Source organism: Tritonibacter mobilis (assembly GCF_001681715.1).
GTDB lineage: Bacteria > Pseudomonadota > Alphaproteobacteria > Rhodobacterales > Rhodobacteraceae > Epibacterium > Epibacterium mobile.
Genome location: NZ_LNWY01000006.1, coordinates 376,955 through 396,107, shown reverse-complemented (window position 1 = coordinate 396,107; position 19,153 = coordinate 376,955). Strand labels below are relative to the sequence as shown.

21 protein-coding genes are annotated in these 19,153 nt (G+C 60.5%); 8 read left to right on the top strand and 13 right to left on the bottom strand.

Annotation, left to right across the window (positions count from 1 at the left end; genetic code table 11):
* Positions 1 to 25: 25 nt before the first annotated feature.
* Entirely contained in the window at positions 26 to 463 is a 438-nt protein-coding gene (locus UB90_RS08715; protein ID WP_065326800.1) for a low molecular weight protein-tyrosine-phosphatase, read from the bottom strand.
* Between the two features lie 114 nt (positions 464 to 577).
* Here UB90_RS08715 and UB90_RS08710 point away from each other — a divergent pair, with 114 nt between their 5' ends.
* Positions 578 to 1,279, top strand: a complete 702-nt coding sequence (locus UB90_RS08710) for an NAD-dependent deacylase (protein WP_065326799.1) — start codon at positions 578 to 580, stop codon at positions 1,277 to 1,279.
* A 63-nt stretch (positions 1,280 to 1,342) separates the two neighbouring features.
* On the opposite strand, the gene UB90_RS08705 is transcribed toward UB90_RS08710, so the two are convergent.
* From UB90_RS08705 to meaB, 4 genes are all read right to left on the bottom strand, one after another.
* The gene (locus UB90_RS08705) at positions 1,343 to 1,843 is read right to left on the bottom strand and encodes a copper chaperone PCu(A)C (RefSeq protein WP_065326798.1); all 501 of its coding nucleotides are present in this window, start codon (positions 1,841 to 1,843) and stop codon (positions 1,343 to 1,345) included.
* Positions 1,844 to 1,921: 78 nt separating this feature from the next.
* Positions 1,922 to 2,266: a hypothetical protein gene (locus UB90_RS08700; protein ID WP_074712519.1), complete on the bottom strand. Its 345-nt coding sequence runs from the start codon at positions 2,264 to 2,266 to the stop codon at positions 1,922 to 1,924.
* A gap of 169 nt (positions 2,267 to 2,435) precedes the next feature.
* Positions 2,436 to 2,726: a 50S ribosomal protein L28 gene (gene rpmB / locus UB90_RS08695; protein WP_005661592.1), complete on the bottom strand. Its 291-nt coding sequence runs from the start codon at positions 2,724 to 2,726 to the stop codon at positions 2,436 to 2,438.
* 302 nt (positions 2,727 to 3,028) lie between these two features.
* Complete coding sequence (gene meaB, locus UB90_RS08690; RefSeq protein WP_110613671.1) at positions 3,029 to 4,030, bottom strand: methylmalonyl Co-A mutase-associated GTPase MeaB; 1,002 nt, start codon at positions 4,028 to 4,030, stop codon at positions 3,029 to 3,031.
* Positions 4,031 to 4,154: 124 nt separating this feature from the next.
* Here meaB and UB90_RS08685 point away from each other — a divergent pair, with 124 nt between their 5' ends.
* The 4 genes from UB90_RS08685 (at position 4,155) to UB90_RS08670 (ending at position 9,634) form a co-directional block, all read left to right on the top strand.
* Entirely contained in the window at positions 4,155 to 4,904 is a 750-nt protein-coding gene (locus UB90_RS08685) for a DUF3108 domain-containing protein (protein WP_065326795.1), read from the top strand.
* A 26-nt stretch (positions 4,905 to 4,930) separates the two neighbouring features.
* The gene (hrpB, locus tag UB90_RS08680; protein ID WP_065326794.1) at positions 4,931 to 7,423 is read left to right on the top strand and encodes an ATP-dependent helicase HrpB; all 2,493 of its coding nucleotides are present in this window, start codon (positions 4,931 to 4,933) and stop codon (positions 7,421 to 7,423) included.
* A 143-nt stretch (positions 7,424 to 7,566) separates the two neighbouring features.
* Positions 7,567 to 8,034 carry an NUDIX hydrolase gene (locus UB90_RS08675; protein WP_005662206.1) on the top strand — a complete coding sequence of 156 codons (468 nt, stop codon included), beginning with the start codon at positions 7,567 to 7,569 and terminating at the stop codon, positions 8,032 to 8,034.
* A 109-nt stretch (positions 8,035 to 8,143) separates the two neighbouring features.
* Entirely contained in the window at positions 8,144 to 9,634 is a 1,491-nt protein-coding gene (locus UB90_RS08670; RefSeq protein WP_065326793.1) for an inorganic phosphate transporter, read from the top strand.
* On the opposite strand, the gene UB90_RS08665 is transcribed toward UB90_RS08670, so the two are convergent.
* From UB90_RS08665 to UB90_RS08655, 3 genes are all read right to left on the bottom strand, one after another.
* Positions 9,635 to 10,579 carry a 2-dehydropantoate 2-reductase gene (locus UB90_RS08665; protein WP_065326792.1) on the bottom strand — a complete coding sequence of 315 codons (945 nt, stop codon included), beginning with the start codon at positions 10,577 to 10,579 and terminating at the stop codon, positions 9,635 to 9,637.
* Positions 10,580 to 10,754: 175 nt separating this feature from the next.
* A complete protein-coding gene (argF, locus tag UB90_RS08660) occupies positions 10,755 to 11,681 on the bottom strand; it encodes an ornithine carbamoyltransferase (RefSeq protein ID WP_009178867.1) in 927 nt (308 codons plus the stop codon).
* Positions 11,682 to 11,757: 76 nt separating this feature from the next.
* Positions 11,758 to 12,933 (bottom strand): aspartate aminotransferase family protein, encoded by a 1,176-nt coding sequence (locus tag UB90_RS08655; RefSeq protein WP_065324131.1) that lies wholly within the window; start codon positions 12,931 to 12,933, stop codon positions 11,758 to 11,760.
* Positions 12,934 to 13,330: 397 nt separating this feature from the next.
* Here UB90_RS08655 and UB90_RS08650 point away from each other — a divergent pair, with 397 nt between their 5' ends.
* The gene (locus UB90_RS08650) at positions 13,331 to 14,257 is read left to right on the top strand and encodes a DMT family transporter (protein WP_065324484.1); all 927 of its coding nucleotides are present in this window, start codon (positions 13,331 to 13,333) and stop codon (positions 14,255 to 14,257) included.
* Here the strand turns inward: UB90_RS08650 and UB90_RS08645 are convergent.
* Positions 14,254 to 15,078, bottom strand: coding sequence for an ABC transporter permease (locus tag UB90_RS08645; protein WP_009179193.1), 825 nt, complete (start codon positions 15,076 to 15,078; stop codon positions 14,254 to 14,256). The genes UB90_RS08650 and UB90_RS08645 overlap by 4 nt on opposite strands.
* A 189-nt stretch (positions 15,079 to 15,267) precedes the next feature.
* Here UB90_RS08645 and UB90_RS08640 point away from each other — a divergent pair, with 189 nt between their 5' ends.
* Positions 15,268 to 15,858 carry a GcrA family cell cycle regulator gene (locus tag UB90_RS08640; RefSeq protein WP_065324130.1) on the top strand — a complete coding sequence of 197 codons (591 nt, stop codon included), beginning with the start codon at positions 15,268 to 15,270 and terminating at the stop codon, positions 15,856 to 15,858.
* A 115-nt stretch (positions 15,859 to 15,973) separates the two neighbouring features.
* Here UB90_RS08640 and UB90_RS08635 read toward each other — a convergent pair whose 3' ends face one another.
* The gene (locus UB90_RS08635) at positions 15,974 to 16,384 is read right to left on the bottom strand and encodes a DUF2000 family protein (RefSeq protein WP_065324129.1); all 411 of its coding nucleotides are present in this window, start codon (positions 16,382 to 16,384) and stop codon (positions 15,974 to 15,976) included.
* A gap of 3 nt (positions 16,385 to 16,387) precedes the next feature.
* Positions 16,388 to 16,771, bottom strand: coding sequence for a cupin domain-containing protein (locus UB90_RS08630; RefSeq protein WP_065324128.1), 384 nt, complete (start codon positions 16,769 to 16,771; stop codon positions 16,388 to 16,390).
* A gap of 78 nt (positions 16,772 to 16,849) precedes the next feature.
* On the opposite strand from UB90_RS08630, the gene UB90_RS08625 reads away from it, so the two are divergent.
* Positions 16,850 to 17,743 carry an AraC family transcriptional regulator gene (locus UB90_RS08625; RefSeq protein WP_065324127.1) on the top strand — a complete coding sequence of 298 codons (894 nt, stop codon included), beginning with the start codon at positions 16,850 to 16,852 and terminating at the stop codon, positions 17,741 to 17,743.
* 7 nt (positions 17,744 to 17,750) lie between these two features.
* On the opposite strand, the gene UB90_RS08620 is transcribed toward UB90_RS08625, so the two are convergent.
* Positions 17,751 to 18,380 carry a LysE family translocator gene (locus UB90_RS08620; protein WP_065324126.1) on the bottom strand — a complete coding sequence of 210 codons (630 nt, stop codon included), beginning with the start codon at positions 18,378 to 18,380 and terminating at the stop codon, positions 17,751 to 17,753.
* 143 nt (positions 18,381 to 18,523) lie between these two features.
* On the bottom strand, positions 18,524 to 19,042 hold the full coding sequence (locus UB90_RS08615; RefSeq protein WP_065324483.1) for a YHS domain-containing (seleno)protein: 519 nt from the start codon (positions 19,040 to 19,042) through the stop codon (positions 18,524 to 18,526).
* Between the last annotated feature and the right edge of the window lie 111 nt (positions 19,043 to 19,153).

The window sequence follows — 19,153 nt, the reverse complement described above, 5'->3', positions numbered from 1 at the left end:
TACCGACGCCCCCTCCCAATCACCGCTACGAAATCTTGCGCTGCAATCCAATTGCAGCGCTTTCTAATAGGTCTAGGCAGCCGTCGAAGTCGCGGGAGTAATAGGGGTCAGGCACCTCATCTGCAGCCCCCTCCGCAGCCAAGGGCGCAAATAGCTCGACCGGGGTGGTATTTCCGGCTGGACGCAAGCTCTCCACGTTGCGCCGGTTTTCTTTATCCATCACGAAGATAAAATCAAAATTTCGAAAATCACTCGTAGTGAATTGTCGTGCCCGCAAATCGCTCATATCAATTCCACGCGCGCCTGCTGCGGTCGCCATAGGCGCGTATGGCGGCTCTCCCACGTGGAAATCCGAGGTGCCAGCACTATCCGTTCGTATATGAGGGCATCTTTCTCGAAAAAGCGCCTCCGCAGCGGGCGATCGGCAAATATTTCCAAGGCAGACAAACAATACGCTTTTCACGGAAGATCCCTTTTAGATTTGAAATGCTGAAATTAAGTATTTTCGGCACCTGCCAGACTATGCAAGTTTATCAACATAGCGACCATGAATAAACCGCGACACAAGGGGCCTGACATGAGCAAGATTGTGATCCTCACCGGTGCCGGGATTTCAGCAGAAAGCGGGCTCGGCACATTTCGCGGCGAGGGCGGGTTATGGTCCCAGCACCGGATCGAAGATGTCGCAACACCTGATGGTTTTGCCCGTGACCCCGAGCTGGTGCATCGCTTTTACTCCGCACGCCGCCAACAGGCCGCAGAAGCCCAGCCGAACGCAGCCCATCTCGCCCTCGCGCAGCTCGAACAACACTGGGCGGGAGAGGTCGTCATCGTGACGCAAAACGTGGATGGGCTGCATGAAGCAGCAGGTGCGCGCAATGTGCTCCACATGCACGGCACATTAAGAGGTGCTCTCTGTGCTGCCTGTGCGCATCAATGGCAGGCCCCTATGGAGATGACACTGGAGACAACATGCCCCGCCTGTGGCGCTCAACAGGCGCGCCCCGATGTGGTCTGGTTCGGTGAAATTCCCTATCACATGGAAGAGATCATCTCCCATCTGGAAGAGGCCGATCTGTTCGCGTCCATCGGGACTTCTGGGCAGGTTTACCCAGCCGCGTCCTTTGTGCAGGAGGCGGCAGTCAATGGCGCTGATACGGTTGAGCTGAATCTGGAACCCTCGGAGATCAGCCGGGCCTTTGGTGTGCGTCATTTTGGCCCTGCAACAGAGATTGTGCCAAAATGGGTTGAAGGCCTGCTGACGGGCAGCAACGCATAAAAAAGCCCCGACACATGCCGGGGCTTTGCCTTCATCTGTCTGCGGTCAAAGGGCGGCAGACGATCAGTTGGAATGCTCGCTGTGGTCGCCGTGATTATCGTGGCCCGCATGCCCTTCTGTCGGCTGACGGTCCATATCCACCTCGATCCGAACCGGGACCTCTCCGGCCTTTTCAAACACCAAGGTGACGTCGATTTTATCGCCATCCTTGAGTTCACGGTTGAGGCCCATGAACATGATGTGATCGCCACCCCGCTGGAACATATGCGTCCCACCTGCCGGGATCGCAAAGCCCTCTTCTACAGGCATCATCTTCATAACGCCGTTGGCGTCTTCTTTGCTGGTGTGCAACTCCACCCGCTTGGCCACGTCAGAGCGCGCCTCCACAAGGCGGTCATCGGTGTCGCCCTGATTGAGGACCTCCATGAAGGCCCCGCCCGACATTTTATTGCTGGACCGCGCATAGGCGTCCTGCACGACCATTTCCGCCGCAGCGGTGCCCGCAAGAGCGAGGGTTGCAATCGCGGAAAATGCTGCCGAGCGGCTGAGAGATTTAAAGGACATCTGTTGTCTCCTTGAGAATTTGACTGTTGGCTCCGGGCACATGCGTGCAACCGGCCTGACGTAAAGTTTGGGAACAGGTCAGACCAACGGCGGCGCGCGCGCACGGGCCGTGCGCTCCGTTGCAACATCGCTCTGCGCGCGCGAGGGAAGTCGATGCGCTTGCCGCGTCACGGCAGCGGGCGCACGGAACACCATCGGGCTCTGAGCCAGATCAAGGATGTGATTGATGCAGTCCGGGCAGATATGCGGCGCGCCCGTCGGTTCGCCGTTCTCGTCGACATAGACGGTCACAGGCCCCGTGCCGGTGCACAGGATGACCTGCCCCGTCGCATCGCGCGCAAAGCGGCTGGCAGCGGCGCTATGGCCGGTCAGCAACAATGCCGCCGCGAGCAGCAGGGCGGTATACCGTCTAAGCAATGTCATTGGCGCAATCATATCTCAGGAAGACAGACATGCCACAAGCCCAGACCCAAAGCCGCGGGCAAAGAGTCGCGGACATGAATCATTGGCACCAAACGGAAAAAGACCACCGAGATTCGCACTCGGTGGTCTTTTAAAATTCTTGGGCAGGATCAAGAAATCATGCGGCCTATCAGGCCTGCGCGGCTTGTGCCTTTGCGATTTCTTTTTTGACCTTCAGCGCCGCGTCAGACAGCTCTGCGTCTTTTGCTTTGGCAAGGAAGGCGTCCAGACCACCGCGGTGATCAACCGAACGCAGGGCTGCAGCAGAGATGCGCAGCTTCACACCGCGTCCGAGAGTCTCGGACTGCAGGGTGACGTCGTTCAGGTTCGGCAAGAAACGACGCTTGGTTTTGTTGTTGGCGTGGCTGACATTGTTGCCAGTCATCGGGCCTTTTCCGGTCAGTTCGCAACGGCGCGACATGGTGTTATCCTTCGTATCTGCGGCGTCCCGACCCGAGTACAGCCTGCCCGGCCTTTTGGAATCAGTCGCCAAATTACAAGGGCGCTGCCATTGGCTGCGCCCGAAAACTGGTTGGATGCGTTTAGGAGGAATCGCGAAGATGGTCAAGCCATATGCGACGCTTTTATGGCAGACCAGCCGACATTCCCGCGCCATCCCCTCCAGCGCTGGCGGGCTTTTACAATTTCGGGGCCAAGATGCAAGCGTGTGCACGCCATATCAGGCCATGAGCACCCCCAACCGTCGCACCTGAGTCGCAGGTCTTAGCCCACGCGCGACGGATCAAGGTCCGCGACACCCAAACCCGTCAACAGATCGCGCGCAGCCTCTTGTGGGGTTTGCGCGCCCTCGGCCACCTTTTTCGACAATTCCGTCATGCGCGACTTTGCCCAAGAGGTCTGAAGCCGCGCCAAAAGCGCCTGTCGCACCTCCTCAGAAAACCAATACTGCGCCTGCTGCGCCCGGTTTTGATCCCAAAACCCGTTTTCGCGCCTCCACCCGGCCAGCGCCTGCACCTCTGCCCATGCGGTCTCCAGCCCAGCGGCCTCGATCGCGGAGACGGTCAACGCCTTGGGGAAACCATCCGGATCTTGCGGACGTTTACGCAACAGCCGCAGCGCCCCGGCATAATCGGCGCAGGTGCGAGTCGCGGTCGCTTTCAGATCGCCATCGGCCTTGTTGATCAGAATCATGTCTGCGATCTCCATGATGCCGCGCTTCACGCCCTGGAGCTCGTCGCCGCCCGCCGGGGCCAGCAACAACAGGAACAGATCGGACAGTTCCGACACAACGGTTTCCGACTGCCCCACCCCCACGGTTTCGATCAGCACCACGTCAAAGCCTGCCGCCTCGCACAGCGCCACCGCATCGCGGGTGCGGCGGGCAACACCACCAAGGTGGCTCTGGCTCGGACTGGGACGAATGAAGGCCGCGCGCTCACGGCTGAGCCGCTCCATCCGGGTTTTATCCCCCAAAATTGATCCACCGGACCGCGCCGAGCTGGGATCAACCGCCAACACCGCAACCCGCAGCCCCTGCCCAATGAGCATCATGCCAAAGGCCTCGATAAAGGTGGATTTGCCCACCCCGGGCGTTCCTGACAGACCGATCCTAAGTGCCTGACGGTCGCTTTTGGCCAGACGCGACAGCAAGTCATCCGCCTGCGCGCGGTGATCCGGACGGGCGCTTTCCACCAATGTGATGGCGCGGGCCAAGGCCCGACGGTCCGCGTTTAAGATCCTGTCACTCAGCTGTGCGATGTCCATGGCGCGCCTCTCGTCCTTGCCGGGCATTGATGGCGCAGCCGGGGCGCGCTTGTCCAGTGGCCCTGCCGCAAAACCTCAATGCCGCTTCGAAACATGCGCTTGATATTGGAAAGGAATTGCCTTGATGCGCCGTTACCTTGTCCTCGGAGGGGTTATCCTGCTCGCGGCCTTCATATCGCCCGTAGCTGTATTCGCGAATGACCCCAGCACGAGCGATCAGCAGCACTATGTCGTGCGGGGCCTCGGCGTCAAACTTGGCACTTTCACTCTTGCCAGCCAGCGCAGCGGTGGCACCTATGGCGTGCGCAGTCGCTTTACCTCGACCGGTGCGGTGGCGCTATTGGCAAAGGTTCATTTCGAAATGCAGGCACGGGGGCGCTGGACCTCCGCAGGCCTTCGGCCCGCGTGGTTCCTAGAAAACGTCAACACCGGGCAGCGGCAATCGACGGCCCAACTCGAGTATACAAATGGCGTGCCCCGCGTCACGGGTGGGCGTCTTGGCTCTGACACCCCGCCTCTTCGCCCGGACAACCAGCGCGACACAGTTGATCCGGCGACCGCCATTTTCCGCGCGGTGGCACCGCAGGCCGTAGATGATCTCTGCTCTTTCGATCAGCCGATCTTTGATGGGGCACGGCGCACGCGGCTGGTGCTGGGCTCGCCACGTCCAAAGGGAGCGGGGTTTGTCTGCCGGGGCACATTGCACCGCGAAGACGGCTACAGCGCGCGAGAACTGGCGCGGGCAAAGTCCTTTGATCTCGAACTCAGCTACGAGGCCGGGCCGGATGGGCGTTTCCACATGTCCACCGCCAAAGTCGCCACGGTTTTTGGCACTGTCACGCTGCAAGGTGGGCTTACGCAGGCTGGACGTTAAGCCCGCGATTGGCGATAAGCGCCGCCATGATACGGCTCCCGATTGATGACGCGCTCCCCGACCTGATTGATGCTCTGCGCGCGCGGGGCCGTGCGGTGTTGCAAGCGCCCCCCGGTGCGGGCAAGACCACCAAGGTGCCGCTTGCGATCCTTGAAGCAGGCTTGACCACCGGGCGCATCCTGATGCTGGAGCCCCGCCGCCTCGCCGCTCGCACCGCGGCAGAGCGCATGGCGTCAACATTGGGGGAAAGCCCCGGCCAGACCGTCGGCTACCGGGTGCGCGGCGAGGCCAAGACCTCAAAATCCACCCGCATCGAGGTTGTGACCGAAGGCATCCTGACCCGGATGCTGCAATCGGACCCGGATCTGCCGGGCGTCGGCGCGGTGATCTTCGACGAATTTCATGAACGCTCCCTCAATGGCGATTTGGGGCTCGCCTTCTGCCTTGAGGTTGCAAGCGCCCTGCGCGACGATCTCTTGCTGCTGGCGATGTCCGCCACGCTGGATGCAGGCCCGGTGGCGGCCCTGATGGATGCGCCCATCGTCACCTCCGAGGGCCGCAGCTACCCGGTCGAAACCCGCTGGCTCGACAGCCCCCTGCCCGCCAAGGCACGCAAACTGGACGCGCTGGTGGATCTGGTCACCCGCGCGGAAGGTGAGACCCGCGAGACCGGTGGTGGCCTTTTGGTGTTCCTGCCCGGCGAGGGCGAAATCCGCCGTGCCGCCGGCGCGCTGGAGACCCGGCTGCCCGGCCATTGCCAGATCCGCCCGCTGTTTGGCGCCCTCCCCTTTGCCGAACAACGCGCCGCCATCGCTCCCGTGTCCGAGGGGCGCAAGGTGGCGCTGGCGACCTCCATCGCCGAAACCTCCCTGACGATCGAGGACATCCGCGTCGTGGTGGATATGGGACAGGCCCGGCGCGCGCGGTTTGACCCCGGTGCAGGCATGTCGCGGCTGGTGACGGAACGGGTGACCCGCGCCGAAGCCACCCAGCGACAGGGCCGCGCCGGTCGCGTGGCCGAGGGCACTTGCTATCGGCTCTGGTCCAAGGGCGAAGAGGGCGCGCTGATGGCCTACCCCCCGGCCGAGATCGAGGCCGCAGACCTCACCGGTCTGGCGCTGGAACTGGCACTTTGGGGGGCGGATCCCGCAGATCTGCCGCTGCTGACCCAGCCCCCCGCTGGTAGCCTGTCCGAGGCGCGTGCCCTGTTGCAGATGCTCGGCGCGCTGGATGGGCAGATGCGGATCACCGACCATGGCCGCGCGCTGGCCCGCCTGCCCCTGCACCCGCGTCTGGCGCATATGCTGGCGGTGGCGGGACCAGAGAGCGCCACACTGGCGGCGCTGATGGCGGACCGCGACCCGTTGCGCGGCGCGCCGGTCGATCTGGCACTGCGTCTTGAGGCCCTGCGGGATCTCCGCCGCTTCCGCGACCGCCGCCCCTATCAGGTCAAGACCCCCGCTCTGCAGGCCATCACCAGTGAGGCAAAGCGCCTGCGCCGGCAACGCGGCGGGCAGAGCGACACTTCGGCCAGCGCCGAGGGCAGACCCGCCGCCGCCACATCAGAGCCGCTCTCTCCGGCGGCCATGGCCGCGCTGGCCTATCCGGATCGGGTGGCCCAGCGCCGCAAGGGCGACGATGCCCGCTATGTGCTCTCCGGTGGCAAGGGCGCGGTGCTGGAAAATTCCGACCCGCTGGCCGCGGCCCCCTATCTTGTCGTCACAGACAGCGACGGCAATCCGCGCGAGGCCAAGATCCGCCTTGCGGCGCAGATCACCCTGGCCGAAATCCGCGCGTTGTTCGCAGATCAGATCCACTGGCAGGATCTCTGCAGCTGGTCCAAACGCGACCGCCGCGTGGTGGCGCGCAAACAGGAGCGCTTTGGCGCGCTGGTGCTGGACGACCGCATCTGGAAGGACGTCCCGCCCGAGGCCACCGCCACCGCCATGCTTGACGGTGTGCGTGACCTCGGCCTGCGCCTGTCGCCCGCCGCCGCGCGTCTTGCCACCCGTATCGAACTGCTGCGCGCCGAAGGCCACGACCTGCCGGATTTCTCCGAGGCGGGCCTGATGGCAACTCTCGAGGACTGGCTGCTGCCCATGCTCACGGGCGTGCGCTCAGACGCCGACTGGAAGGGTTTCGACGCACTCCCGGCCCTGCGCGCCGCGCTGACGTGGGAGCAGACCCAGCTCCTTGACCGCGAGGTTCCGGGCAGTTTCATCACGCCGCTTGGGCGCAAGATCCCCATTGACTACGCCAGCGACACACCGGGGATTGAGGTCCGCCTGCAGGAGATGTTCGGCGTCACCCGCCATCCGACCGTCGCGGGTGTGGCGCTGAAGGTCACGCTCTTGTCGCCCGCCCGTCGCCCGATCCAGATCACCCGCGACCTGCCGGGATTCTGGTCCGGCTCCTATGCCGATGTGCGCAAGGACATGCGCGCGCAGTACCCCAAACACCCCTGGCCCGAAGATCCCACCCAAGCCGAAGCAACCCTGCGCGCTCGCCCGCGCAAGTGAATGGCCGATGCAACGATGATATAAGAGCAACGGTAGCGAAAGTTTAACACAAAGAAGTTGTACTCACCCCAGAACAAGACTATCTGCACTTCCTCGTTCAGCTAAAGAGTATAAGAACACGCCCAAAAGGCTTCGAGCATTCGATGCAACAGTTACTGCAGAAATTCTGGTCTCAGACCTTTCTCCCCATGCTGTCGCGCCCGCGCAGGCTGCAGGTTGCTGCGCTGTGCTTTCGCCGCACCGACACGGGGTGCGAGGTATTGCTTGTAACAAGCCGAGATACAGGCCGCTGGGTCATCCCGAAAGGCTGGCCCATGGAAGGTAAATCCAGTGCGGAAAGTGCCGCACAGGAAGCCTGGGAAGAAGCAGGCGTGCGTCAGGGGCAGTTCGATGAGGCTCCGGTGGGGCGTTTTGAATATGACAAACGTCTCGATAACGGCACTGCGGAGCCTTTGGAGACTTTGGTCTATGCAATCGAGGTCGAAGATCTGCGCGATGATTTTCCAGAGGCTCACGAGCGCAAGCGCAACTGGGTTCCACCTCAGGAAGCCGCGCAAATGGTGCGCGAACCTCAGCTTCAAGACCTTCTGAACAGCTTCCGCCCCTCTTGAATTCGCTGTTACCCTTCGCCCTTATCCTTGCCCACAAGGCATCCGGTCATTCTGCCCGATATGCCGGGCATACCGTAGCCAATTGTCGTATTGACGAAAGTTCCCTGTGATGGCGCGCCCTGACTGGAGATTGCTGGACAAAGATCTCGCCCGTCTCAACCAGATGGAGCGCACCACAGGCTATGTCGTGCGCCCGCTTCTGGGGCTTGGATTGGCGCTCGCATTCATGGCATTGGCCGGTGTCGAGGCCGCACTCGTGCTCGGCACATCGCCCACAACCATCATGGCCATGGTCGCCGCAGTGTTTGGTGCTTATCTGGCGCTCAACATCGGGGCCAATGACGTGGCCAACAACATGGGGCCCGCGGTTGGTGCCAAGGCGCTTCCGATGACCGCGGCCCTGATTGCCGCCGCCTTGGCCGAGGTCTCGGGCGCGCTCCTTGGTGGCAGCGAAGTGGTTGCGACGGTGTCCAGCAAGCTGATCGACCCAGAGGCCATGAGCGCCCCACAAACCGTTGTGCAGGCGATGATGTCGGCGATGATCGCTTCGGCGCTCTGGGTCAATCTGGCCACATGGATGGGCGCACCAGTTTCCACCACCCAGAGCATCATCGGCTCCATTTTGGGCGCGACCACCGCAGCGGCGGGATTTGGCGCGGTAGATTGGTTCACCTTCAGTGGTATTGCGACCAGCTGGATGCTGTCACCGCTCATCGGTGCTGTGCTTGCGATGGCGCTTCTTGCTTTGATCCGCCAGCTGATCACCCAACAGGATGACAAAATGGCAGCAGCGCGGCGTTGGGTTCCGCTGTTGCTGGCCGGAATGGGGGGGGCTTTTGGTACGTTCTTTGTGCTGAAACTGCCCGAAAGCCTGTCGTCTACAACGTCCAGTCAAGCGCTCTTGGCCGGGGTTGGTGTGGCGCTGTTATCGTTCCTCATTGCGCGACCGCTTATTCTGCATCGCGCCGCGCAGCTGGAGCATCAAAAAGGCGCGATCAAAGCGTTGTTCCGACTGCCGCTGGTGATCGCAGCGGTGCTGATGTCTTTTGCTCACGGGGCCAATGATGTCGCCAATGCCATCAGCCCGCTGGCGACCATCGTACATGTCATGGGCCAACAGGAGGCAGGCACTCACCCGGCCGAAATCAATGCGCTGGCCTCGCTCCATGTCCCATTCTGGGTGCTGATCATCGGCGCTTTTGGGATGGCGATGGGGGTGCTGCTGTTTGGCCCTCGGTTGGTCAATATGGTGGGCAACCAAATCACCAAGCTCAACCCCATTCGCGCCTATTGCGTCTCTACCTCTGCAGCTCTCACGGTGATCGTGGCCAGTTGGCTTGGGCTGCCAGTCTCATCGACGCATGTGGCCGTCGGTGCGGTCTTTGGCGTGGGGTTTTACCGCGAATATGCGGCCGCTCATGCGCGCCGTGCTGGGCAAAAGGCGGAGCGGCCCGGCCTTCCACGCGAAGATCGCAGCCGCCGGCGCTTGGTGCGTCGCAGCCATGTCCTGACCATTCTGGCGGCATGGCTGATCACGGTTCCTTTATCCGCCGCGCTCTCTGCCGGCATCTATGCCTTGATGCATGTATTCTCGGTCTGATCAGCCGCCTCGCACATCTGCCTGAAGCAGAGAGGCACTGACCGGCATCGCCATCCCGACGCGCGCGCCAAGATTTGACAAGTCTTGCAATAGCGACAGATCTGCCTCTTTCGCGGAGCCACCTTGAACCATCGAAACCTCTGGCCAGACCAAGGTGTTCAATAGACCACCCACTCGCAAGGCCCTGAGCCGCAAGGACAGCGGCAAGCCCCGCGCTGGTTTTGGGCGAATGCCCGCTTTTCGCAGCACAACCAGCACCTCTTCAAGCAGGTCGGCACACAGGTTGCGCCACACGCGGTCCCGCAAGAGCGCGCGTGGCGCAATCCCTGCAAGGCTCGCGCACAGCGGCAACAGCCTGGCCAATTTGCTCCCCCAAATCACACCCGAAATATCAGACTGAGCTTTGACATCGAGACAGGGTACGCTCAAATCTCGAGCCCAAATGCCTGCTTCTTCCGCGACGCGCATTGGCCCGCCTGCCCCATAACGGTGCACCCAGAGTGCTTCATCTTGCGAGCCCTCGATATGTTGGTCCACACACCATGGCGCAAGGCCCAAGACCATCTGCCGTCCCGTGGGTGGGTCCGGCGGTAGCACGTAGTTTGCGGAGGTCGCAGAAGTGACGTTCAGCACCATGGTGCCCACAGGCGCGTTTGATGTGATTTCGGACCAGACTGTTGCGGCTTCCAATTCGTCCAGATCCAGCAGAACCACAAGATCAGCACACCGCAGAGCGTCGCGCGCCGGCAGACAGTCCAACACATCCGGCCCGATCCGTGCATCTAGCCCGCTGGGATCGGTAAGGCGCAATCCGCCGCGTTCAAACTGCGCTTGGGTTTGTGGAGCCACAGCCCATGTCACCCTATGCCCGGCCGCCGCCCAAAGCCCTGCGCAAAACCCCGCCAGAGCCGGAGCTCCCAGCACAACGATATGGCCCTCACTCACAACGGCACTCCCTTGCCGGTCCACTCAGCGCCACTGTGTCAGACGCGGGCGGTCCTGACCAGATCTGACCCGGGGAACGCAACGCGCCGGGCCAAAGGCCCGGCGCTACGCCCAACGGGAGGAGCTGCATTTTAATGCGGCTGTGACGGGCGGGAGCGCTCCCGCCGTGGGCAGATCAGACGCCCAAACACCAGCGCATCACGGCCTTTTGCGCGTGCAGCCGGTTTTCCGCCTCATCAAAGATCACGGACTGTGGACCGTCCATCACCGCAGAGGTCACTTCCTCTTCGCGGTGTGCAGGTAAGCAGTGCATAAACAGCGCATCCGGTTTTGCATGCGCCATCAACGCATCGTTCACCTGATAGGGGCGCAGCATGTTGTGACGCCGCTCTTTAGATGACTGGCTGTCGTGCATGGAGACCCAAGTGTCTGCCACCACCAGATCAGCACCCTCGACCGCCTTGGCCGCGTCGCGTTCGATGGTGATCTTAGATCCGGCCCTGCGTGCAAGGCCGATGAACTCATCCTCAGGATCCAGTTGCGAGGGGCCTGTAAAGGTCAGATCAAAGCCAAATTGCCCCGCCGCGTGAATGAATGAGGCGCAGACATTATTGCCGTCACCCGTCCAGACAACTTTCTTGCCTTTGATCGGGCCACGGTGTTCCTCATAGGTGAGGATATCGGCCATGATCTGACAAGGGTGCGTGCGGTCGGTAAGCCCGTTGATGACTGGCACATCCGCGTATTCCGCCATTTCTGTCAGAACTGTTTCATCAAAGGTCCGGATCATGATAAGATCGACGTAGCGCGACATGACACGCGCCGTGTCGGCAATGGTTTCGCCATGCCCGAGTTGCATATCCTTACCCGAAAGAACCATCGTCTCGCCACCCATTTGGCGCACACCTACGTCAAAGGACACTCGGGTCCGCGTCGATGGTTTTTCAAAGATCAGCGCCACCATGCGGCCAGCAAGCGGCTGGTCGTCATCGGGCGTGCCCTTGGGCCGGCCCAGACGCGCAGATTTCATCTGGCCTGCCTGATCAATGATTGTGCGCAGATCAGCCGGTGAGGTTTTATGGATATCGAGAAAATGGTTCATACTGTCGTCGCTTTCTGGAGAGGGAGACGTGGGGGCCAGCCCCCACACCCCCGAGATATTTATGAAAAGATGAAGATCAGGCGGCTTCAACCGCCGCGGCCGCAGCCTCAAGGCGCAAGATGGCTTCGTCGATGTCGGCATCTGAAATCGTCAGCGCAGGCAGCAAACGGATCACATTGTCGGCTGCAGGCACTGTGATGACCTCAGCCGCGTAGCCCGCCTTGACCACCTCTGCATTCACCGCCTTGCATTTGAGACCCAACATCAGACCGGAGCCCCGGACTTCTTCAAAAACCGCTGGATGGGACGCCACGAGACCTTCGAGTTTCTGACGCAAAAGACCTGCCTTGCGGTTTACCTCGGCGAGGAATTCAGGAGCCGCTACATGGTCCATCACCGCGCAACCCACCGCGCAACCAAGCGGGTTGCCGCCATAGGTCGAGCCATGGGTTCCAGCGGTCATGCCGGAGGCAGCGTTCTCTGTGGCCAACACTGCACCAAGAGGGAAACCGCCGCCAATGCCCTTGGCGACCATCATGATGTCCGGAGTGATCCCTGCCCATTCATGCGCAAAAAGCTTGCCGGTGCGACCTACGCCGCATTGCACCTCATCGAGGATCAAAAGAATGCCATGTTCGTCACAGAGGGCACGCAAATCTTTGAGATCCTGATCGGGCATCGGGCGGATGCCGCCTTCGCCCTGCACCGGCTCGACCAAGATGGCCGCAGTGTTTTCATCAATGGTCGCTGCGACCGCCTGTGCATCGCCCCACGGCAGATGCACAAAACCGGGAAGCAGTGGACCAAAGCCTTTGGTCATTTTCTCAGACCCTGCCGCAGCGATACCCGCAGAGGAGCGCCCATGGAACGACCCTTCAAAGGTGATGATTTCGACCTTCTCAGGAGTGCCCTTCTCAAAATGATACTTACGGGCCATTTTAACGGCCAGTTCACAAGCCTCGGTGCCGGAATTGGTAAAAAATACCGTATCAGCAAAGGTTTCCGCGACCAACTTATCCGCCAGCGCCTGCTGCTGGGGGATCTCGTAAAGGTTCGAGACATGCCAGAGGTTTTGCGCCTGACTGGTCAGCGCCTCCACCAGAGCGGGATGTGCATGGCCCAGCGCGTTTACCGCAATGCCAGAGCCCAGATCCAGAAAACGTCGGCCATCCGCCTCGATCAGCCAAGACCCTTCGCCTTTGACGAAGTTCAAGGGCGCCCGGTTATAGGTCGGAAGAACGGAGGGGATCATCTGAAACATCCTTTAAGAGAGATCTAACGGGGTCAGGACCAAATCAGTGCCCCACCACGGGGCGACGGTCAACAACTGGTCCGGTTTGGTTTGAAAGGGGGCGCCATTTTGAAGAACAAGCGAGGCGCGCGGGATCAAAAGCGCTGCGATTGGCAGCGTGTCAGGCACATTGGCGTCGACGTCGAGTCGACAAGAGAGTTGCGTGTTTGATCATAAGAAGGCTCCATAACGGAAGCATCAACGCGTGGAAACCCCCTTCGGCACCTATTTTGGAACAAAACGACGGGCGCACTGACTGGCGTGCTGGATGGGCACAGGAACAATGTCTGGAATGCATCGATCAACCGCGCAACCTTTGCGCTTGCCTTTAGGGGCGCGCTGTCGCACCGATTGTCGCATGACGCATGAGACCCCACAAAACCCTCCCCTTGCCGCGGCACTGATCCTACTGGCAACTGTGTTTATTGCAGGCACCACCCTGCTGGCGAAATCGCTCGGCACAGATGTGCTGGGGCCGCCCTTGCATGCGCTGCAAATCAGTCAGGGGCGGTTTGTCTTTGCCTTTATGGGGATTTCAGCGGCCGTTGTGGTCTTGCGTCAGAAGATCCACAAACCCCATTGGGGGCTGCATATCGGGCGATCCACGTTTGGCTGGGGCGGTGTCACGCTGATGTTTGCCTCTGTAGCCTTTATTCCGCTGGCAGACGCAACGGCCATTTCATTCCTCAACCCGGTGATCGGCATGATGCTGGCGATCCCGTTTCTCGGCGAAAAGGTCGGGCCGTGGCGGTGGCTTGCGGCTGCGATTGCTCTTGCGGGGGCAATGATTCTCTTGCGGCCAACACCTGAGAGTTTTCAACCTGCAGCGTTGCTGGCACTTGGCGCGGCCCTAGCCATGGGGGCTGAGCTGATCTTCATCAAGAAACTGGCAGGTGGCGAGCCGCCGGTGCAGATCCTGTGGGTCAACAACCTGATTGGGATGGTTATTGCCTCTTGCGCCGCGCTTGCCGTCTGGCAAATGCCAACAGCAGCGCAATGGGGGGCGCTGGCCGCGCTCGGCGCGCTTATGGCCTGTGCGCAGGCCTGTTTCGTCAATGCGATGGCGCGGGCGGATGCGTCATTTGTGGCCCCATTTGCCTATGGGACACTGGTCTTTGCAGCGATCTATGATGCGGTGATCTTCGGCGTTGTACCAGATTGGGTCACAATCCTCGGGGCTGGCATTATCCTGTCTGGCGCGGGGCTGCTTGCATGGCGTGAAAGCGTCAATGGCAAGCGCCCCACAGTCACAGAACGCCTGCCCCGCCCCGAGACAGAGCGCTAGTTTTTCAACCGGTATCCTGTGCGCAGCATTTGCCACGCCAGCGCAACAATGACAGCTGTCGCCCCCAGGCAAACGAGCGCGCCGAAGGCCGGATCGCTGTCAGATACGCCAATCATGCCGTAGCGCACCCCATCGATCAGGTAGAACACCGGATTGACGTGTGAAATTGCATAGAGCACCGGTGGCAGCGCCTCGACCGAGTAAAAGGTGCCAGACAAAAACGCCAATGGCGTCACCACAAAATTGGTGATCGCCGCCATCTGATCGAACTTATCTGCAAAAACCCCGGCGACAATGCCCAGCCCGCCTAGGAACGCCGCCCCCAAGATGACAAAGCCCAGCGCCACCAGCGGGTGAGCGGGCACCATTCCAAGTACCAACACCAAACCGAGCCCGATCCCGACCGCAACCAAAGCGCCGCGCGCTATCGCACCCGCAAGATAGCCGAGCAGGATCTCAAATCCCGACAGCGGCGGCATCAAGGTGTCGACTATATTTCCCTGCACCTTTGAAATCACAATCGAAGACGATGTATTGGCGAACGCGTTCTGGATCACCGTCATCATCATAATGCCCGGCGCGATAAAGGACATAAACGGCACCCCCATCACATCCCCACGGCGTGGACCGATTGCGATGGAGAAAATCAGCAAAAACAGCGCTGCCGTCACCATCGGTGCCAGCAGGGTCTGAGTGTAGACCACCAGAAAACGTTTGATTTCACGCCCGGCGAGCGTCTTGAGACCCAGCCAGTTCACCCTGCCAAACCGGCGTTCACCCACTTCGATGCGAAAGCTCGACTGTGTGTTGTTATCTGACATGCCACCCTCATATTCTCGCTACCCCCTGCATAATCGCTCATCACAGGGATGCAAGCTGCGGTTCTATGCAATGAGACGTCGGTTCATGGCTTGTATCTCGCCCGCCAGTGACTATTGTAGGGCGGTACTCTGGAATTCGATGGCGGCCACAGGTTTCTTGAGGCCGCTATTAGCTTTGAAAGGCACTTTATGTCCTGGACAGACGAGCGCGTCGAACTGCTCAAGAAAATGTGGGGCGAAGGCCAGTCGGCCAGTCAGATCGCAAAAGAACTTGGTGGCGTGACCCGGAATGCGGTCATCGGCAAGGTTCACCGCCTCGGTCTGTCCAACCGCACCACCGGCGGCGGCAGCAAGGCTGCGGCCGAGCCGAAGGAAAAGCCAGCGCCTAAGGCGGCCGCAAAGCCCAAGGCCCAGCCCAAGACCGAACCGGCACGCCCGGTGACGCCGGAGCCGGTGGCCGAAGCCCCCGCAGTGGAGCCAAAGCCCTCGACCCCTGCGCGCAAGCAGATCATTCCGGCAGGCCAACCCCTGCCGCCGCAGCCGTCTGCCAATGAGATTCCGGCGGAGGCACTGGCAAAGGTCAACGAGATCGAGAAGAAAGCCAAGAAGCTCTCCTTGATGGAACTGACCGAACGGACCTGCAAATGGCCCGTTGGCGATCCCGCGACCGAAGATTTCTGGTTCTGCGGCCTTCCGGTGCAGCAGGGTAAACCCTATTGCGAAGCGCATGTCGGTGTTGCTTTCCAGCCAATGAGCTCGCGCCGCGACCGCAAACGCTAAGCTTGGCGCGATCAATGCTACCGCAAACCCCGGCATCCAAATTGGATTCCGGGGTTTTTCTTTGTGTGTTGGCACCAAAGATCCATTCGCACCTGAGTTTAGACGGAAGCCCATCCTAGGAGTGCATCTTCGCCCCTTTGGTAATTTTATCGACCACTTTCTTCTCTTCTCGAAGCGCCAGCCCCACGAGGTTTAAGTCTGCGGCTCCAAACTCTGCGACCACAGCGCGGTTGGCGGCGTCGTGCCCTGTGGCGAACATCTCCTCTGTGTAGATCGACATCCCGGCGCCCCGCGTCACGGCCCGTTCATAAATCTTGCGAAGACCTGCGACATCACTTGCAAGCACGATCACCGGCTGGATCGCCAATGCGTTGTAGGTATTGCCGTCCCCATCGCGGTAGCTCTCACCAATCAGTTCTGGCGCTGCGCCCACAATACCTGACATCAAAAACGCTGTAACATTGAGTTTCTGCCATGTGGCAAGATCTGCGTTCAGCACAATGGCGATCTTGGTATCAAATTGCATCACTCAACCCTCAGCCTGCAGATATTTCGGGTTAGCAACCGTCAGGGCGCTGTCGGCGTCTCCGGTGTTGAGCGTGCCTGCCGGTTCCACCATGATGACCACTGGCTCGGGCGTGAGAGCGCGCGGGCGATGTTCCATGCTCCTCAGCACACATAGGAACTCACCCTGCCCCAGTTCGACAGTGCCATCGCGAAAATCTATCGCAACACGACCACGCAACACAAAAAACGCCTCGTCTTCCGATGGGTGACTGTGCCAATCGAACTGGGGACCGAATTTTGCGACCTTAACCTGCGCATCGTTTACATCTGCCACGATATGCGGATCAAAGACCTGCGTGATCTGCGCATCTACCTGTTCGAGAATATTGAGTTTGTTCGGCGGCAAAGGGATACTCCTTATTGCACGGTGGCGGGTTCGCAACGCGCCAGCCGCTAATCTTCTGTGCCGTCCAAGGATCCGCCCATGACCGACACGTCATCAGAGCAACAGATTGTCAGAGCGACGCCGCGCGGTCTTGAACGATCCTGCGCATTGCCCAGCGCAGGTGACTGGCTGCGAGTTGCGCCCAATACGCAAGGTCTGGAGCGGATCGAGGCGCATTTTGATGGCCATGCCTACGCCCCGCACCGCCACGATACCTATGCAATCGGCTATACGCTCAACGGCGTGCAGAGCTTTCGCTATCGAGGGGCACGCGCAGACAGTCTTGCCGGGAATGTAATCGTGATCCACCCTGATGAGCTGCATGACGGCGAAGCCGGGCATGAGGCCGGATTTTCCTACCGGATGCTCTATATCGCACCCGCCCGCATTCGAGAGGCGCTGGGAGGCGAAGCGCGCGCCCTGCCCTTTGCGCGCGACCCGGTTTTCACCGATGGCGCGTTGTTGCAGGCACTCCACATCGCCTGCGCAGATATGCAGCGCCCGCTAGAGCCGCTGCAATTGGATCAGGTGATCACTTTGCTGGCTCAGGGTTTGCTGTCCAAAGACCATAGCGCTGGCCGTCTGCGCCCCACACGCATCGATCATCGTGCCATTGAGCGGGCGCGCGCTTATTTGCACACCAACGCGGATCAGGTGGTGCGTTCAGAAGAGTTGGAAAATGTTACTCAACTCAATCGCTACAGCTTGTCCCGGCAATTTCGCGCTGCACTTGGCACCAGCCCTTACCGTTACTTAACGCTGCGCCGCGTGGATCGCGCGCGAAAAGCCATCTCTGAGGGCATGTCGCTTGCGGAGGCGGCAGCGTATGCGGGCTTTAGCGACCAGCCGCATATGACCCGTCAGTTTACCGCTGCGGTGGGCATGTCGCCGGGGCGCTGGCAGCAGGTGGTATGCCCGCCGCCGCGCCCTTGATCTGAACCTATGCGCTGCGACGAATGGCAGCGGTGGCCACCCCCATCGCCACCAATGCGCCGCCGCCCAGACGCGTGAGCATGGGCATCACCGCTGGATGACGGATGCGCTGGCGCAGTTTGTCGCCAAGCAACGCATAGGCCAGTGCGTTCAGGGCGGCAAAACCCACGAAGGTTGCAACCAGAATGCCAAATTGCGGCAGCAATGTTGCCTGCGGATTGATGAACTGCGGCACAAAGGCGATGAAAAACACGATGGATTTAGGGTTCAGTGCTGTCACCGCCGCTGCATGTGCAAAGACACGCCCCGCCGCCGCATCTGCCACGTCCCCCACCGGATCGAGCGAGGCTGCCGCGGCGCTGCGATAGAGTTTGATCCCCAAATAGATCAGATACGCCGCGCCCACCCACTTCAGCAGCAAAAACAACTCCGCCGAAGCGAGCACCAAGGCCCCAAGCCCCGCAAGAGAGCCCGACATTGCCACCAGATCGCCCAGCGCAACACCGGCAGCCGTTGCAACCGCCACGCGTTTCCCTTGGCTGATCGCATAGCTCAACACCAAGAGAACCGTGGGGCCGGGGATGAGCAGCAACGCAATGGAGGCGGAGGCAAACGCGAGCCAGACATGAAATTCCATATTCTCAAAACCTCTTAACTCTGATCTGCACTCAGCCAGCTACAGTTTTCCCGTTCTGTAAAGTCCAATTTCTGCACACAGACGCCGCAACAAGAAAGCCCCGCAACAAGTGCGGGGCTTTTGCAGGATCTAAGCCGAGGCGTTTAGTCCTGTGCAGGAGCGCTGGATGAAAAATTCGGGATCGGATTTGTCGACGCAGGATTTGGGTCGATATCCGGCCAATTCCCTTCGGCGAGAGTAATGTTACCGGGGATGTCTTCTTCCCAGAAACCCACCACATTTTTGGTGATATTCAGGTAGAGTTTATCGTCCACGATCCGCCACAGATTGGGATTGCCCGGCACCTTGCCCCCTTTGGATACACCATAGGCGCAGTGACCGTCATAAGCAGGAGCAAAATAGGCCGGGTTTTCAAGGAAAGTGTCGCGGTTTGCCTCAGTGGCGAAAGCGAATGTCGCGCCGTTGTATTCCGCCGTTATGTCAGCCTTGCCGGGCACTGCGGCGGGCTGTGCTTGCCCGACCGGAGCCTGCGCAAGACTGCGGTAAGCGACAACATCATAGCCGGAAACAGCAAAACCGGTGTCATCGACAAACTGCTCACCCGCAAAGGCAGGCAGACCAAAAGACAGGGCTGCCACCGCAGCCAAAGCAAAACGTTTCATCGCGAATTCCTCTTCTCGCGCCGGGCGGCACGACATATGTCGGTTGACCTGCGCCAGCCGCAGTGTCTGCAGCGAAGATACGCGAGAATGGCCTCAGGCGAAGCACCTCTC

Excerpts from the sequence above, each read along its gene's own strand:
- UB90_RS08710 (WP_065326799.1), top strand. The coding sequence starts at position 578 with ATGAGCAAGATTGTGATCCTCACCGGTGCCGGGATTTCAGCAGAAAGC.
- UB90_RS08705 (WP_065326798.1), bottom strand. The coding sequence starts at position 1,843 with ATGTCCTTTAAATCTCTCAGCCGCTCGGCAGCATTTTCCGCGATTGCA.
- UB90_RS08700 (WP_074712519.1), bottom strand. The coding sequence starts at position 2,266 with ATGACATTGCTTAGACGGTATACCGCCCTGCTGCTCGCGGCGGCATTG.
- rpmB (WP_005661592.1), bottom strand. The coding sequence starts at position 2,726 with ATGTCGCGCCGTTGCGAACTGACCGGAAAAGGCCCGATGACTGGCAAC.
- meaB (WP_110613671.1), bottom strand. The coding sequence starts at position 4,030 with ATGGACATCGCACAGCTGAGTGACAGGATCTTAAACGCGGACCGTCGG.
- UB90_RS08685 (WP_065326795.1), top strand. The coding sequence starts at position 4,155 with ATGCGCCGTTACCTTGTCCTCGGAGGGGTTATCCTGCTCGCGGCCTTC.
- hrpB (WP_065326794.1), top strand. The coding sequence starts at position 4,931 with ATGATACGGCTCCCGATTGATGACGCGCTCCCCGACCTGATTGATGCT.
- UB90_RS08675 (WP_005662206.1), top strand. The coding sequence starts at position 7,567 with ATGCAACAGTTACTGCAGAAATTCTGGTCTCAGACCTTTCTCCCCATG.
- UB90_RS08670 (WP_065326793.1), top strand. The coding sequence starts at position 8,144 with ATGGCGCGCCCTGACTGGAGATTGCTGGACAAAGATCTCGCCCGTCTC.
- argF (WP_009178867.1), bottom strand. The coding sequence starts at position 11,681 with ATGAACCATTTTCTCGATATCCATAAAACCTCACCGGCTGATCTGCGC.
- UB90_RS08655 (WP_065324131.1), bottom strand. The coding sequence starts at position 12,933 with ATGATCCCCTCCGTTCTTCCGACCTATAACCGGGCGCCCTTGAACTTC.
- UB90_RS08650 (WP_065324484.1), top strand. The coding sequence starts at position 13,331 with ATGACGCATGAGACCCCACAAAACCCTCCCCTTGCCGCGGCACTGATC.
- UB90_RS08645 (WP_009179193.1), bottom strand. The coding sequence starts at position 15,078 with ATGTCAGATAACAACACACAGTCGAGCTTTCGCATCGAAGTGGGTGAA.
- UB90_RS08640 (WP_065324130.1), top strand. The coding sequence starts at position 15,268 with ATGTCCTGGACAGACGAGCGCGTCGAACTGCTCAAGAAAATGTGGGGC.
- UB90_RS08635 (WP_065324129.1), bottom strand. The coding sequence starts at position 16,384 with ATGCAATTTGATACCAAGATCGCCATTGTGCTGAACGCAGATCTTGCC.
- UB90_RS08625 (WP_065324127.1), top strand. The coding sequence starts at position 16,850 with ATGACCGACACGTCATCAGAGCAACAGATTGTCAGAGCGACGCCGCGC.
- UB90_RS08620 (WP_065324126.1), bottom strand. The coding sequence starts at position 18,380 with ATGGAATTTCATGTCTGGCTCGCGTTTGCCTCCGCCTCCATTGCGTTG.
- UB90_RS08615 (WP_065324483.1), bottom strand. The coding sequence starts at position 19,042 with ATGAAACGTTTTGCTTTGGCTGCGGTGGCAGCCCTGTCTTTTGGTCTG.